Source organism: Streptomyces sp. NPDC111802, assembly GCF_055634335.1.
Window position 1 is genome coordinate 1 of sequence record NZ_JBVKCZ010000084.1, and the last position, 14,560, is coordinate 14,560.

The 14,560-nt window shown below is 65.6% G+C and carries 15 protein-coding genes and 1 pseudogene; 4 read left to right on the forward strand and 12 right to left on the reverse strand.

Going from position 1 to position 14,560, the window contains the following annotated elements; all coding sequences use genetic code 11:
- From ACZ7NC_RS42260 to ACZ7NC_RS42300, 9 genes are all read right to left on the reverse strand, one after another.
- Positions 1 to 644 (reverse strand): hypothetical protein (locus ACZ7NC_RS42260; protein ID WP_471497122.1); only part of this gene is annotated, 644 nt, incomplete at its 3' end.
- Positions 645 to 650: 6 nt separating this feature from the next.
- The gene (locus tag ACZ7NC_RS42265; protein WP_381627737.1) at positions 651 to 926 is read right to left on the reverse strand and encodes a hypothetical protein; all 276 of its coding nucleotides are present in this window, start codon (positions 924 to 926) and stop codon (positions 651 to 653) included.
- A gap of 1 nt (position 927) precedes the next feature.
- Positions 928 to 1,920 (reverse strand): C40 family peptidase, encoded by a 993-nt coding sequence (locus ACZ7NC_RS42270; protein ID WP_471497124.1) that lies wholly within the window; start codon positions 1,918 to 1,920, stop codon positions 928 to 930.
- Between the two features lie 177 nt (positions 1,921 to 2,097).
- Positions 2,098 to 3,795, reverse strand: a complete 1,698-nt coding sequence (locus tag ACZ7NC_RS42275; RefSeq protein ID WP_471497126.1) for a hypothetical protein — start codon at positions 3,793 to 3,795, stop codon at positions 2,098 to 2,100.
- A 240-nt stretch (positions 3,796 to 4,035) separates the two neighbouring features.
- The gene (locus ACZ7NC_RS42280) at positions 4,036 to 5,037 is read right to left on the reverse strand and encodes a hypothetical protein (protein ID WP_471497128.1); all 1,002 of its coding nucleotides are present in this window, start codon (positions 5,035 to 5,037) and stop codon (positions 4,036 to 4,038) included.
- Positions 5,038 to 5,043: 6 nt separating this feature from the next.
- Positions 5,044 to 5,427, reverse strand: a complete 384-nt coding sequence (locus ACZ7NC_RS42285) for an RRQRL motif-containing zinc-binding protein (RefSeq protein ID WP_471497130.1) — start codon at positions 5,425 to 5,427, stop codon at positions 5,044 to 5,046.
- Entirely contained in the window at positions 5,427 to 5,756 is a 330-nt protein-coding gene (locus ACZ7NC_RS42290; RefSeq protein WP_471497132.1) for a hypothetical protein, read from the reverse strand. The genes ACZ7NC_RS42285 and ACZ7NC_RS42290 overlap by 1 nt, the downstream gene beginning before the upstream one ends.
- Positions 5,753 to 6,199 carry a Pycsar system effector family protein gene (locus ACZ7NC_RS42295; protein WP_471497134.1) on the reverse strand — a complete coding sequence of 149 codons (447 nt, stop codon included), beginning with the start codon at positions 6,197 to 6,199 and terminating at the stop codon, positions 5,753 to 5,755. Before ACZ7NC_RS42295 ends, ACZ7NC_RS42290 begins: the two co-directional genes overlap by 4 nt.
- Complete coding sequence (locus ACZ7NC_RS42300; protein WP_471497136.1) at positions 6,196 to 6,504, reverse strand: hypothetical protein; 309 nt, start codon at positions 6,502 to 6,504, stop codon at positions 6,196 to 6,198. Before ACZ7NC_RS42300 ends, ACZ7NC_RS42295 begins: the two co-directional genes overlap by 4 nt.
- Before the next feature lie 895 nt (positions 6,505 to 7,399).
- Here ACZ7NC_RS42300 and ACZ7NC_RS42305 point away from each other — a divergent pair.
- From ACZ7NC_RS42305 to ACZ7NC_RS42320, 4 genes are all read left to right on the forward strand, one after another.
- Positions 7,400 to 7,774 (forward strand): GntR family transcriptional regulator, encoded by a 375-nt coding sequence (locus ACZ7NC_RS42305; protein WP_471497138.1) that lies wholly within the window; start codon positions 7,400 to 7,402, stop codon positions 7,772 to 7,774.
- A 233-nt stretch (positions 7,775 to 8,007) separates the two neighbouring features.
- Positions 8,008 to 9,024: a P-loop nucleotide/nucleoside kinase family protein gene (locus ACZ7NC_RS42310; protein WP_471497140.1), complete on the forward strand. Its 1,017-nt coding sequence runs from the start codon at positions 8,008 to 8,010 to the stop codon at positions 9,022 to 9,024.
- Complete coding sequence (locus tag ACZ7NC_RS42315) at positions 9,021 to 9,608, forward strand: P-loop nucleotide/nucleoside kinase family protein (protein WP_471497142.1); 588 nt, start codon at positions 9,021 to 9,023, stop codon at positions 9,606 to 9,608. The genes ACZ7NC_RS42310 and ACZ7NC_RS42315 overlap by 4 nt, the downstream gene beginning before the upstream one ends.
- Positions 9,605 to 10,456, forward strand: a complete 852-nt coding sequence (locus ACZ7NC_RS42320; RefSeq protein WP_471497144.1) for an NAD(P)-dependent oxidoreductase — start codon at positions 9,605 to 9,607, stop codon at positions 10,454 to 10,456. Before ACZ7NC_RS42315 ends, ACZ7NC_RS42320 begins: the two co-directional genes overlap by 4 nt.
- Positions 10,457 to 10,680: 224 nt before the next feature.
- Here ACZ7NC_RS42320 and ACZ7NC_RS42325 read toward each other — a convergent pair whose 3' ends face one another.
- The 3 genes and pseudogenes from ACZ7NC_RS42325 to ACZ7NC_RS42335 form a co-directional block, all read right to left on the reverse strand.
- Positions 10,681 to 11,262: a hypothetical protein gene (locus ACZ7NC_RS42325; protein ID WP_471497146.1), complete on the reverse strand. Its 582-nt coding sequence runs from the start codon at positions 11,260 to 11,262 to the stop codon at positions 10,681 to 10,683.
- Between the two features lie 116 nt (positions 11,263 to 11,378).
- Positions 11,379 to 11,522 (reverse strand): annotated as a pseudogene (locus ACZ7NC_RS42330) (AraC family transcriptional regulator); the annotation flags it as partial.
- 90 nt (positions 11,523 to 11,612) lie between these two features.
- Positions 11,613 to 11,831 (reverse strand): DUF397 domain-containing protein, encoded by a 219-nt coding sequence (locus ACZ7NC_RS42335; RefSeq protein ID WP_471497148.1) that lies wholly within the window; start codon positions 11,829 to 11,831, stop codon positions 11,613 to 11,615.
- Positions 11,832 to 14,560 lie beyond the last annotated feature (2,729 nt).

Below are 14,560 nucleotides of genomic sequence, written 5' to 3' on the forward strand. Positions count from 1 at the left end.
AGGGGGGCCATGCACACGAACATGAGGATGCCGAGCTGGCGGGTCATGAACACCAGCGCGGCAAACGCGAGCGCGACGACCAGGGCACTGATGATGATCAAAATTGCGAGCGGGTTGCCCGCGTCTGCTCCGTGCTTGAGGTCGCCTTGAATAACGGTGAACAGAGTCGACTCGTCGCTGTCGAACGCGACCGTGAACGCGCTGCTCACGGCCTTGTTCAGCAGCATCACCGCGCCCGGGACCGAGGCCATGCCGGCGACAGCCGCCAGCGTCCATCCGGTGGAGGCACCCATCTGCTTCAGGCGCGGTGCGCCCTGCCAAGCGGTCAGGGCGCACACGACGACCACACACACGAAGATCGCGACCGATAGATGCTGCCCGAGCCACAGGAACGGCTCGTACAGCCCGCTGTCGGACTTCTCCGGCGCCCACGCGTGATCAGGTGCGATGAGGCCCGTAATTTTCCTGATCAGGCTCTCGGCCAGGTCCCGGACGTGGTCGGAAGCACCATCGGTGATGCCGTCTGAGTCGCCTCCGATGCCGGGGGGCCCGTCCGAGCCTGAGCCTGAGCCCGAGTTGTCCTCGACGCAGTACTCGTAGCCGGGTGTGCCTTTGAGCAGGTCACACGGGTCGTTGTCGGGCACGCGGCATCAGCCCTTGGCTTCGGTGACGGTGGAGAAGAGGGTGTCGCCGTAGAGCGCGAGGATGACGGCGACGAACAGCGTGCCGACGGCCGTCGACCCCTTGCGCAGGGCGCCCTTGGGGTCATTGGAGAGCTGCAGCAGCATCCGCAGTGCGATGACGGCGATCACGGCGGCGATACCCTTGGTGACCAAGCCACCGCCGGTCAGGCCGATCGTGTCGAAGAAGTCCTTGAAGCCGGTGCTCATGTCCTGCGCCTTGGCGAGAAGGGTGAACTTGGGCATGTCAGATCTCCCTACCTTGTTGATTGGGTTGAGCAACGGCGAACAGGTCGCGCATCATGTCGAGGGGATCGATGCGGACCTTCGTGCCGGGGCTGGGGGCGTTGAGCATGTAGCCGCCCCCGATGTAAATGCCGACGTGATGAATGCTCGCGGCACTCTTGCCGTAGAACACCAAGTCACCGGGCCGCATTTGGCCGGGCTTGACGGGTTCCGAAGCGGCGTACTGCTGAGCCGCCGTGCGGGGCAGGGAAATCCCTGCCTTCGCGTAGGCGTACAGCGTGAGCCCGGAGCAGTCGAACCCGGTGATGGATACTCCGGACCGCCCCCGGGGGGAGCAGCAAATCCCTGTGCTGGGACCGCTTGCGTTTCCGCCGCCCCACGAATACGGCTTGCCGATCATGCCGCTTGCGGCGTTGATAGCGGCTTGGGCCTGATCTGTGGTGGCGGTTTTCCCGTCGGGCACCTTTCCGGCGAGTGCCGTGATGGACCGGACGTATTTCTGCGTCTCCTTGTATGGGGGAACGCCTCCGGCCTTGATGACGGCTCCGGGTCCCGCGTTGTAGGCGGCGAGAATGTTTCTCTGCTTGTTGCCGGGGACGTTCTTGACGTCCTTGGCTATGTCGCACAGGTACTTGGCGGATGAGGGGATCGCGTCTTCGGGATCCCACACATCGCGTTTTCCGTCGCCGTTGCCGTCGATTCCGTGGTTCTCCCACGTGGACGGCATGAACTGGGCAACGCCCTGCGCTCCGACCGGTGACCGTGCTTTCGGGTTGAAGTTGGATTCCTGGGTGAGGAGTGCGGCGAGTAGGTTCGGGCTGATTTCGGAGCACGTGTTTCCCGCATCCTCGATCAGGGTCCGGTATTGGGCGGGGACGGCCAGGCTGAGCGCCGCCCCGACTAAAGGGTCGTCGCCGGCACTCTGGGCGAGAGCGGCCACGACGACAGCCGCGGTCGCTCCTGCGCCGACGGTGACGGCTATAGAGGCACGCAAGGAGCCTCCTCCCTCCTTCCACGGGTTGTTGGGTGTTCGTGCTGTTCAGGTCCGTCCGCGGGTCCGCTGGCGGTCCGCTGGGAGTCCGCTGGAGGCCCGTCCGGATGACGGATAGGTCCGTCTGTCTGGCGGGTGCCTGGCGGATTCCCAGCGGACCCTGGGACGGGCCCTGGACGCTCACGCGTCGGACGCGGTGGCCGCGATGAGATCAGCGATCCAGTAGCCCCGGACAACGCCCTTTTCGTCCTTTCCGGGAGGCACGCCGAGCAGTTTGGAGAGCTGCTTTCCTCGCTCTCCGGGCCTGGTCTCGGTGATGTGAAGTGCCGGGGCCAGGTCAGCAGTGGGCATGAAGTCCGCACCCTTATTGCGCATCAGATCGATTGCCTGCGTGAGTGGTGATACCGGCACGGCTTCGAGCACCCTTTTCTGGCGCTCGGCTACCCCGTCCACGACTTCCCACATGAACTCATCTGCGAAGTTGAATCCTCGGATGAGAGTGGAAGTGCCGCCCGCGAACATGACTGCCTGGCCCGGGATACGCGGGTTGAGGTGAGTCGGATTGATCGGGGCTGCCGTGGTGAAGTACGAGTCGCCGAGGGCGACCTTTGCGGTTCCTTCGGATTCCACGTACAGGCAGAGTCGGTACTGGCACTGATTGCGCACCTGTACCGGAATGGCATCCTTGTCGGGCCGCTGTGTCAGCAGCACGACAGAGATCCCGGATTCCAGCGACTTAGCGGCGAGCTTACGTGCCTTCTCCGCGATGCCTGCCGCGCGTTCTTTGCCCTTGGTGGTTCCATCGTCGGCGAAGAAGTCTGCTGCTTCGTCCACGATGAAAATGACGGGCTTGAACTTCGGTTCCGGCTGACGGTTCTGCTTCGCTTCGCGCTTCTTCGCATAGCGCTTGGCGACACGGGCGTTCAGCTCATCGGCCATGCTCTCGAAGACGGCCGGGTCATCCGAGGACTCGTAGCGGACACAGTTCTTCTCGAACGTGACCAGCCCGCAGAATTTGCCGTCCAGCAAGTACAGGTCGAAGTCGCCGTAGGCGATGAGCAGGCAGGTGATCAGGCCGTTGATGAGTGTGGTCTTGCCGGTCTGGCTCATGCCGGCGACGACCATGGATGCCTTGTCGAGCGTCGGGACACCGGCAAGCGCGCCGGTGACGTCATGCCCGAGTGGCACCCCGTCGAAGGCCCGGATCTCCTCTCGCGTGGGCGCCGGGAACGGCTTCGAGAACGGTGGCGCGTCCAGCATGAGCAGTCGCACACCGCGCTCGTTGTCCCGGTCGCGTTCCAGATCGAGGTAGATACGGCTGACGCCGTACCAGGCGGCGACGTTGTCCAGTCGCCTTTCGACGTCCTTGTAGGTGCGGGTCTTGGGCAGCAGGAAGGTGTACCGCTTGCCCGTCGACACCGGCTCGATGGTGACCTCATCGGCCCGGATCTTCTCGGTCTTGTCGATGACCTGAGCCGTGATCAGCGCCTCGGTCAGCTCAGGATGCGCCGGCACGGCCTCTACAGCCGCCGGACCATCCGCCAGCTGCCCGTCTGCACCCGTATTCAGGCCGTGCGCCACCTGCGCGTGTACGGCCGTCGCCGCGGCGTCTGCTTGTGCGGGCGCTTCCTGCTTCAGGGCCGTAGCCGTCCGCGTCTCGCCCGCGAGCAGGCGTTTGACGGTCGTTCTGAGCCTGAGGGCGCCGTAGCCGAGTGCGACCAGCGCCCCGGCGGTGAGCGCCACGGTGGCGAACCAGGACAGGCCCAGCTTGTCTTTGATCGCGGCGAGGGCGCCGAATGCGATGGCCAGGCCACCGATTGCGCCTGCCAACTGCCCGTAGGCATCTTCACCCTGGCCTTGCTGTTTCTTCCTCCCCACACCTTCTCCGTTCTTCGCATTAGCGAATGTGTGATGGTAGCTCGAACTTGCGCTCGATTCCAGGGGTTTGTGGTGCTCGTGGTGCTCGCCGGGTCTGCCCGCCGGGTCTGCGAAGGTTCCGCTCGTCGGGGGCTCACCGGGTCTGCTTCACTGGATTGCGTCGACTGCTTCCGGCAGTCGCGACGAAGGCCAGCCCACTAGTCCTGGGCTGGCCTTCATTGCGTCGTGCCGGACGGCTGATTACGCCTCCGCGTCCTCCAGCGCCGCGTACGCCTTGCGCACCCGCTCTTCCTTCGCGGAGAAACCCGCCGCGCGGTACGCGGCCAGGGCCTTGCGATAGGACAGCGGGGGGTTATCGGAGTGCCGCAGCCACCGCAGAACGACCGTGAGCTGTTCCTCGCTCAGCGGCTCGCCGGGCTGAGGCATCTCGACACCTGCCACGCTCGCGACTGCGGCCAGTGCGGCCCAGTCGAGCGGGGTGTGTCCCGCACGCTGTGAGGCGGGGAGTTCCGGTGTCGGGGACACGGGGCTGACCTGCGGGGACACAGGGGACACACCGGGGGACACACCCCCGTCCGTCCACTGGCCCAGCACCCGGGCCAGATCCTCATCTGAGAAGAGCGCCGGCACTTCCTGCGGGGGGTCGGTTACGGGGTGTTCCGCGGTGACCTTTGTCAGCTCTTCGGCTGCCTCGTGGCGGACCTTCTGCGCCTGGCCGCGGGCCTTGTGCTCTTCGCGTTCCAGGGCGGCGGCGGTCTTCTGCCGGTCGGTCTTGGCGCGGGTGACGGCGCGGCCGATGGCGACCTGGTCCCGGGTGGCGCTGCGTACCGCGTCGATCTGCTTCTGTGCCCCGGTGGAAATGCGGGTGGCGTCCCGCTCGACCGCCATGATCAGCGTTGCCTTGGCGGCGGCCGGCACGACGGCGCCGATGACGGCGACGACGGGTGTTGCGTACATCAGGCCGTGGGTGAAGAGCACGGCGACCGAGGTCACGAGGAACACCCAGCCGAGGACGGCGGGCAGTGTTCCCTTGGAACCCTGGCGGCGGTGTGCGGTTTCCATGGCCAGCGCGTACAGCCACACCGCGTCGTAGATGACGGCGACGGTCAGCGCGAGTTCTGCGGGGGCCTGGTGGGTGAGGATCTCCCCCACCGCGTATACGGTCCATCCCAGGGACAGGCCGGTCAGTCCGACCGGCAGACTCCAGTGCACCGCCCGGCGGGCGGCTTCCTTCCAATTCACGTGATCTCACTCCTTGTTCGGGTTGTCGGGGTAGGCGCACAGCACGCACATGCCGAGCGAGCTCGGCATGCAGTAGCTGTACGTGATCTGGCACTTGGGGCAGGTGCGCCGGGCGAGCATGGCCAGGGCGAGCGCGCCCCACTTGCGGGAGGTCATCGGCCGTACGGGCTTGGCGAGGTCGATGCGGTACAGGTAGGCAACCCGCAGGCCCCCGGCCCGCCGGTTCACGCGCACGACCTGCACCTGTACGGGCTGTCCGCCCGGGCGCAGGCCCTGCGCCCGTAACTGGCGCAGCGTCGCGTACCCGTCGGGCGCGAGCTTCCAGGGGTAGGTGGGTATGCCGTAGCGGGTGCCGGTCGGGTCGTAGCACTTGCCCCACGCCGCGGACATCAGCCCACCACCCCAGCGGGCGCCAGGCCGGTGATGTCGGCGAAGCCGGTCAGCGTCAGTTCCGCGCCGGCAAAGTTGGCGGTCGCCTTCAGTACGCGCGTCCGGCCGTCGCTCTGCGTGCCGTGTGTTACGGCGTCCGGGGCGATGCCGAGGGCTTCGCGCCATGCCTCGAAGCCGGCCAGGTCGTCGTGGAACGACAGTGACAACCGGTTGGGGTAGGCGGTGCCCACGTCCACGCACGGCGCCGACAAGTGCCCGAAGGCCACGGCCAGCAGGCGCAACGCCCTCAGCGGCATAGCCAGGTCATCCAGCGTGAGCCCCTCGTTCATGCCGCACCTCCCAGCGCGAGCAGGGCGGCCAGGATGAGCAGTGCGCCGCCCGCACAGGTCAGGTCGATGGCGCGGCGCAGGCAGGTGAACTTGACCATTGCCAGCCGGGACAGCCCCGCAACATCAGTGGCGAGATCGCCAGAGACGGCGGCGGGGATCTCCTCGGGCGCCAGCGTGGCCCACAGCGGGAAGCCGTGCCCACCGCGAAGGTTCGGCCGCACCGACCGCAGTAACAGAGCCGCCGCCGCGATCAGCAGCGCCAGACCGAGGCTGCCCGCCACGTAGGCGGGGGCGTTCAGGGGCAGGTCACGCGCAACCGTCCAAGCGGCGGCGAGTACCGCACCGACGAACGCCAGCAGCAGGCCGGTCTTCGTGTCGGTCCGCGCAATCTCGGCCTTCACTTCGGCGTGTGCGGCCGTCAGTCCCTGTCCAGCTGCGCTCATGCCGCGGCTCCCCGGCGGGCGGGGCGGCGGCGGGCGGGGCGGCGGCGGGCGGGGCGGGCCAGCGGGACCACGTTGAACAGGTCCGGGTTCTCGTCGACGGCCCGCGCGGCCAGGCGGATCAGGTCGTCCGGCAGGGTGCGGTACTCGGGGTCGGCGAGGATGTCTCGGGCCGCGTCGAGGCGTGCCGCGCGTTCCTCGTCGCTCTCACCCTCGATCCCGAGCCAGAGTTCGACGGGGGTGCCGAGGGCGAGTTCGGCGAAGTCCTGTGGGGTGTCGGCCCGGTGGCCACAGACGTAATTGCGCATGGGAGCTCCCATGTCGAAGGGATAGGAGAAGCGCCGGAAGCCGCGGGAGCGCCCGAAGCGCGGCGGCCAGTCCCGGAAGTGCGGCGCCGCCGCGCAGGGCGGCGGGCCGGAGCGCCCCGGCCGGGAGTCGAACCCAGCCTGCGACCATCAGGGCAGTTGAGATGTCTGTGCCACCCGAGGGACCACATCCACGTGGTGGAACCGATCCGGCTCCCCCCACCCCGCCCGTACCGAGACCACGCACACGGCGCGCTCCACACGGGCGGGGAGAGGCAACCGGCCGCAGCAAACCGCTGCGCCAGGAAGATCCCGGGCTTTGCCAGCACGCCGTTGCCACGGTGCGCCGGCCCCGAGCCGGAAAGTCGGGTGCGTCAGGTTCGCTGCTCTGACGCCAGCAGGGCGGCCTGCACGAATCGATGCAGGTTGGCGCGCCGCCGACGACATCACCCGGTCGCCTCCGGGGGCGGTCTTCTCATCCCGCCACGTGCGTTGGGGCCCCGCTGTACCTCCCCACACCCGAACCCGGGGGGCGCCTGCCAAGCGCGTAAGGGGGAAGCGACATCCATCCCGACGGTTTGTCCCCGGACCCTCGTCCTAGACACCTGCCGCGACCACCGCTCCCGCGTCAGCCCCGCACGATCACTCTTCAGTTCTCAAGCAACGACGAGCTTTTGCGTCTCCCCTGCCGCTCGACCCGCGTGTAAGCGGATCCGGAGCGCAAACCCGCCCTGCACATCCGTGCAGGGCAAGCAGGTGTCACGAGGGCTTCGCCCCCTCTGGGGGTCAGCGACTCTGCCTCAGAGTGCACTCTGAGGCAGAGTTCGTCTCCTCGCGGAACAAGCAGCGTGGGGCGCTGGTTCTACCTCTGCGACTTGGGCACTATGAGGCAGAGACCGTGACAAGACTTGGGGTGCAGATGGTCGAGTGGACCGGCGACAGGTTCGCCTATCAGCAGGTCGCGGATGACCTGCGGAAACGCATCGCGGCCGGCGAGTTCGCCAAGACCCGACAGCTCCCCTCCCTGGGTCAGCTCCAGAAGTCCTACGAGGTCACGGTGACCGTGGCCCGCGCCGCCATCAACCAGCTGAAGGCAGACGGACTCGCGGTGAGCCACCAGGGCAAGGGCGCCTTCTTGACGCCCGACGCCGACCGCGCCACACCGCTCGCCGATCCAGTCGGAGCCATGGCCGAACTGCGCGAGGAAATCGAGAAGCTGCGGGGCGAGGTTGGCGAGCTGCGCCAACGCGTCGCAACCCTGGAAGGGAAGTGACCTTCCGGCAATCCGGGATGGTGCCTGAACGATCGCGTCGCGGGACATCTGAACCTCCTCGTTCGGTGTGTGCACTACTTCACATCCACGGCGCGAAAATCGGTATCACGTCCCACTACCCGAGAAAGACCAAGCTGTTTTATACATCCGCTTACACATGCGCTATCACGAATTTCCGCACGCCTAGTCGAGCCGCTACACTCGCGGCTCGACTAGCTATCTAGGAGGGGCAGATGGCACGGAAGCACCCGGATTGGAAGCCCGATCTTCTGCGAATGCATCGCGAAGAAATAGGGCTCACCCTGGAAGACACGGGGGAGAAGCTCCGAGAAATCGCGGAGCGTCACGGCTTCAATATCGCCGCGAACTTCCAGACAATCTGGGGCCACGAAAAGGGTTCGGTATACCCCGGTCCGCATTACCGCCGGGCCTACTGCCGTCTCTATCGTCGCGACGAAGCTCAACTTGGCTTCCGTAAAGCCCTGCCCGGAGAGGATGCCCCTGTGGAATCCGTACCGGCGCCCGCTTCCGCTGAGCGAAGGCTCCCCGATCAACCGGACGCAGTACGTCAAGCGCTCAGCAGCATCCGCGAAGGCACTGACGACGTGGACAGCGAGGCGCTGCGCAATCGCGTGGTCGACGCATGGCGCCGCCACACCGCAGGGGGAAGCGTCGACGGCCCCACCGTGATCCTGGTCGGTGGGTATGCAGGATCGGGGAAGTCGGAGTTCGCCAAGTTCCTCGGTGGGCTAACCGGCTGGCCCATCCTGGACAAGGACTCGCTAACACGTCCGCTGGTCGACCAACTCTTGGTGGCCATGGGCGGGGAGGCGCATGATCGGAGTTCGGATCTTTACCGGGAAAAAGTCCGGCCGCTCGAATACCGATGCCTTATGGAGGCCGCATGGGACAACGTGGATTGCGGAATTTCCACGATCCTCGACGCCCCGTTCGTTTCGGAATTCTCCCAAGCCGAATGGATGCAGCGCTTTCAGAACCGCTGCCGATCAAAGCGCGTATCCGTCGCGACCATATGGGTTGAGTGCGACCCGGAGTCAATGCGCGAGTACATCGAATTCCGCGGGGCGGCGCGCGACGCCTGGAAGATGGAGGCGTGGGACGAATACGTCTCGGGCCTCGACCTGAAGATGCGCCCGCAGGGCCCGCACTTCGTCGTCGACAACCGGCTTGGCGCCGCCGTCGCCCTGGTCGACGAAGCCCGTGACGTACTGAGTGGAGGCGGACTATGAGCCCTTCCGGCGTCATCCTCTACGGCCCTCCAGGATCTGGCAAGGACACGATCACAGCCGAACTGTCCAACCTGCGGCCGGAATTCATGCTCTTCCAGCGACTCAAGGCAGGCCCCGGGCGGACTACGGGGTACCGGCTCACGACAACCGAGCACATCGAGGAACTAGCGCAGGCCGGAGAGGTTCTGTACCGCAACAGCCGGTACAACGCGGAGTACGCCATCGACCGCGGCGAGGTTTCCGCGTTCGTCGACTCCGGGCGCATCCCCGTCCTTCACATGGGTCAGGTCGTCGGAGCCCGGGCCGTCGCAGCCCACCCCATCAATTGGGTACGGGTGCTCCTGTGGTGCCCCGAAGATGTGACGCGTCAGCGTTGCCAGGGGCGCGGAGACAAGGACGTGGAAGCCCGGCTCAAGGTCTGGCACGAGACCCGACAAGATCTCTTGGATCACGCCGCGGAGCCCTGGTCGCTCGTCATCAGGACCGACCAGGTCAGCGCGGCTCAGGCAGCGCGGGCCATCGACGACGCGCGGTCGGCCGGCACACCCGCCGAAGTGCGGGATGTCCGTGGACTGGTCGGATGACCGTCGTCGGAATCCTGCATCCGGGGAGCATGGGCGCCGCCATGGCAGCACAGGCCAAGCTCAGCGGAGCCGAGGTTCTGTGGTGCCCGGCCGGCCGTAGCTCCGCGACCATGGAGCGGGCCCAGAGGTACGGACTCACCGCGGCGAGAGACCTTGCCGAACTGACGGAGCGAGCCGAAGTCATCCTCAGCATCTGTCCTCCGGCATACGCGGAAGACCTCGCAGTTGAGGTCTCCACCCATCCGTTCACGGGCACCTACGTGGATGGCAACGCCATCTCACCGGCCAGCATGTCGCGCGTCTGCGCCGTCATGAGCCGGACCGGGGCAGTCGTCGTCGATGGCTCCGTCATCGGCTCGCCCCCGTCCGCCTCGAAGTCCGCCCGCCTGTACCTGTCCGGCCCAGCGGACGCGCTGACGTCCGTGGCATCTCTCTTCACCGGCACCGCGATACAGGCGCACCCGCTCACCGGCGGCATCGGTCGCGCCTCCGCGCTGAAGCTGTCGTACAGCAGCTACCAGAAGGCGAGCCGTGTCCTTGCCGCGGTCTCGTACGCCCTCGCCAGGGACTACGGAGTAGAGGCGGAGCTACTCGACATCGCGCAGGGCCGAAGTACCAGTTACCTCGCTGAGACGGCCTACATCCCGAAGGTGGCCGCGCGGTCGTGGCGCTGGGGCCCTGAAATGAGCGAGGTGGCCGGCGCCCTGAGAGATGCCGGTCTTCCTGCCGATCTGGCAGTAGCATCGGCCGCAGTCATGAGCCGATGGGATGATCTCAGGGACATGTCCTTGACCATCCCCGACGCGCTCGAACGCCTGCACGGCACCACGGACGGCGAGCCTGACTAGCCTGCCACCGCCCGCATCATCTCGATGGCCTCCGCGACGCCCCGCGCCACGATGTCGGGCTCACTGGGGGCCGTCGGTCCATGTACGGCCATGGGCCACCCACGCCGTATGAAGCCCCGCCTCGCGCCCCCTCCTATATCCGTCTCAGCGTTGTCGCCGACCATCCACCCTCCGGCGCTGAGCCGGACGCCGCACAGCGCGGCGGCAGTCTCAATGCTGCAGCACTATGGCGCTGTCTGTGGAATCTCCACCTGGAAGTACTTCGCAAGGTCGGCAGGCATCACATGGCCCGGGTCGCGGCTGAAGATTGCACTCGTCCGTTCCAGTGCTCGGGCGACGAGGCCGGAGCAGATGAATTCGCCATCGATGAAGAAGCTGAATTTGCCGCCAGTGAGGAGCGTGAGACTGATGCTCACGATGGTTGTCCACCCATAACTACTGAGCCTGTCTGCAGTCCACTCCGCGAAGGCGACCGCTTGAGCGCGATCCTCCGGAGATGCGGCGATGTGTATGACTGTGTACTCGCGTTCCCGATAGCGAGAGGCGTTAGTACGTACGACGCCTTGTCCGAGCGCCTCGACGAGCTGACCCTGACTCCCCACAACCAGGGCGGCGTGGTTCCAGTAGGTGTACTTGCGGTCTTCGCCATGGATGCGCAGTCGCTGACCAAATCGAATCAGTCGGGAGAAGAAGCCGTCTCCGTGGGTTAGGATGAAGTCTCCTGGCACCCAGCTGGCAGCTTCCTTCCCTGCTTCGAAGCTCTCGGCTCCCTTAGATTCCACGGGAGCGTATGCAGCGCACTGCATGGCAGGCTCCTAACCTGGGCCCTTTGTGGTGCTTACGCACTAGCAAAACAGTCCTTCGTGCCCGTCAGCACGTGATGCTACTCCGTATGTGTCCATGTACTGCTCGGCCAACTGCACTGCGTGGCGGCGAACCGTTCGCCGAGCGGCTCGGGCACGCTGCGCGGCACGTACTGCGCCTGACCGCCGCTGCGGTAGGGGGCCGCGACCAGGCGCCGGGCCGCGTGGTTCGACGCAGCCACTCCGAGGTCGCCGCGCAGAATAAGGTTGGGCGGCCTAAGCGCCTTCGTGCCCGCAGTTCACGTCGGCACGTTTCGGCCCCGCGTCCGGCCACCAGACGAACGTTGCGAAAACTAAAGCACGCCGTCCCGTACGGAAGCACGGAAGGCATCCCATTTATCGTATGTGAAGCGTAGATCCCCGTGATCTGGGTTCTTTGAGTCGCGCAGGGCCACGCCTTCTCCGGCAGGCAGGAGAGCCATCTCCACGCAATTGTTCGCCCCAGTGCTGTGGCTGCTTTTGCACCACTGCACGTCGCGCAGATCCTGGCCGTATAAGTCCTTCTTGCACATAGCGACCCTCTTCTATCGAGCAATCGTACCAGTCTGCATCAAGTAGAGCAGATCTTGGAATTTGCGGCGCGTCGCGTTACACCGTTCAGATGCAGCTATGCAGCTCATTTCGCCGAGTGACGACCAACCTTCGTAATCGACCTTACAAGGATGAGGCCGCGCTGCTAAGAGTTTGATGTGCCTCCTGCCTACACAAACGCAGACCAGGGCCTCACGCGAACCCTGATCCGAAATGGGCCGGCGGCACCCGGTCCAAAGTAGAAGATGCTATTATCGCTAGTTTCTACTTTAATCGTCCGGCGAGAGTGCTTCTCGAGAAATGCTGTGACTCCTTTTTCAAGCACTCCTTCCTCCGATTCAGGCACTGTATGGACCAGGAATTCTTTCCTGCCCCGGCCAGCAAGCGCCATACGGGTAACTGTCTGCCACTCTCGGTCCACGAACAGCTCTAAGTGCACATCGCTCATGAAGCTCATGATGGGCTCGCCAGACGTTTCCCGCACTCCCAGGCATAAGCCGCACCTGGACGGTTAGGGCAGCGCCTTGGAGTTGAGGAGCAGAGAGGCGGATCCCGCAGGTCAGACTGCTCAGTGTTCTTTCTTGGCGCCTGCCCCAACTTGTGTACTACAGGCAAAACACTCATCGGAGGGGCCGGCGGGACACGCCGTGCCACTGTCGTGCCAGAACAGGCACGGACTCACGGGGAGCCACGGTGCCGTAGTGGGCAACGGCTGGAGGTCAGCTCAGAACACGAACTCCCAGGTCACGCCCATGGTGACCCAACTTCGCTCCTAAAAGCGGGTGTCGATTGATGTCGAATGGCCTCACAGTTCACGCGGGGTTCGTTCTACGCGTCTCAGCCCGCGTCGTCCTGGCGGGTCAGCCCAGGGGAGTGAACGGGGAGTGGATCAAGGGAGCCGTACGGATCGCCACCCACTGGAACCAACACGCACCAACGCCCTGACCTGCACAGGAGTCAAACGCCCCTGGCCAGCGATCTTTCCGCACATTATTCGGGACAAAGTGCGTGCCGGCTTAGGCAGGGGATCGCTGGCGATCTCGGGGGCTGACTGCCCCGTGCAGGCCGATGGGCTGGTCTCGATCGTGGTCTCAACCTGTCCCTGATCCGGCCACGTCTGTCATCGTCCACGGGGGTCCGGAAATCCCTATGAGCAGGCGCAATGCCCGTTCCGTGGACGCACACGGACGTCCCTGGATCAAGGTCGAACAACTCGTAATGCGTAGGTCTCGGGTTCGAATCCCGAAGGCGGCTCATCTTGCGCCCAGGTCAGACGCCGTCTGATCTGGTCGAGTTCATTTTGATGATCGTTGTGGGCGCCCCACGGAGGAGTGAGAGGATGCCCCGAGGGCGACCGGTGGCCGAGTGGTGGCCGAGCGTGCAGCAGGTGTGCACGGTGGTGGCTGGGAGGCGTCCGTCCGGTCCGGCTGTCACTAGGGCCGGTTTGTCGAGACTCTACAGAAAATCCGACTGCCGAGGCTGCTTGGCGGAACGCAGTTGAGGCTTCGCTGCTTCCCGGATAGCGAGGTTCCGTTGCCTGAGTCACCCGAGGCCTCCTTGGCGGCGAGTCAGATCGCATCGCTTGCGACAGCACTGGTTCATGCTTCTCAAGGAACCCGGAGTTGGATCAACAGTGTTGTTCCGGGCAGTCCGGCCGTGCAGGAGCTTGCCGACATCGGTGGCGAGCGGTCTGTCTCGGGTTTCCCTGGGGCGACCGGCCCTTGAGGACTGTTCACGCTGCGCAGCCATGCTGTGCGAGGCGGCCATTGAACAAGCTGAAGCCGCTGCCGCGGTGCTCGGCGGCGTCGGTGGCAGGCTCGGGCGACGGCCTGGTGGAGGCGGCGGTAGGCGGACCAGGCCAGGCTGTGCCGGATCCGTCGGTGGCGGTCGGGCAGCGGGGTGAGCAAGATGAGCAGGCGCCTGATCTCGAAGGCGGTGAAGCGGACGAGGGCGGGCGGGCTGCTGGGATCAGGCGGGTCCCCCTCTCTCGGCGATGGGCGCTGCCGGCGGGGGCTGGCCGTAGCGGGTCTGGCCAGCGGGCCGTTCTCGCGGGCGGTGGCTGCGTCGCAGCCGGCCAGGAACGCGGCGGCTAGCTGGGCGAGGGTGACGTGCCGGTACCAGCCGTGGAAGGAGCGGACCTTCTCCGTGCGTGCTGGCAGCCCCAGCCCGCAGCGACACCTGTGGGCTGCAAAGCCTTCGCGGGCTGCGCAGCCGTCTTGAACGTCCGTAGTCCTGCGGTGGGTTCTTCTCGATGCGGCGCGTGGCCGGTGAATCGGTGGCACTATCGCTTCGAGGATGGTGATGCCTAGCCCGGACATCGAGGCCAGGCGGGGACTGACAGCCTGCTCCCACGGATCGCCGGGGGCAACCGGCCCGAGCAGCTGAAGGTGCACCCATATCGCTGGGTGACTGGCAATGAACCGCAAGTTACAGAGCGTGGCGGGAATTTTGTCAATCTGCTGACAAGGGCATTCACCTGCGACGATGTAGTCTTTCCTGACGCGAGTCAGGAAAGGGCCCGGGGGTAAATGCGCTTACACACGGTAGGAATTGTCGCAGCTGCTTTCTCATTGGCCGCTGCGTCATTGGCGGGGGCGGGGACGGCGGCGCCGTCTACCTTGCTGAGCAAGCCTTGCTGAGCGTCCATGGCCCTGGACGGCCAGTGGGCGAATTTTCTGAGACAGTGGTCCCCGCAATCGATGAATTGGAC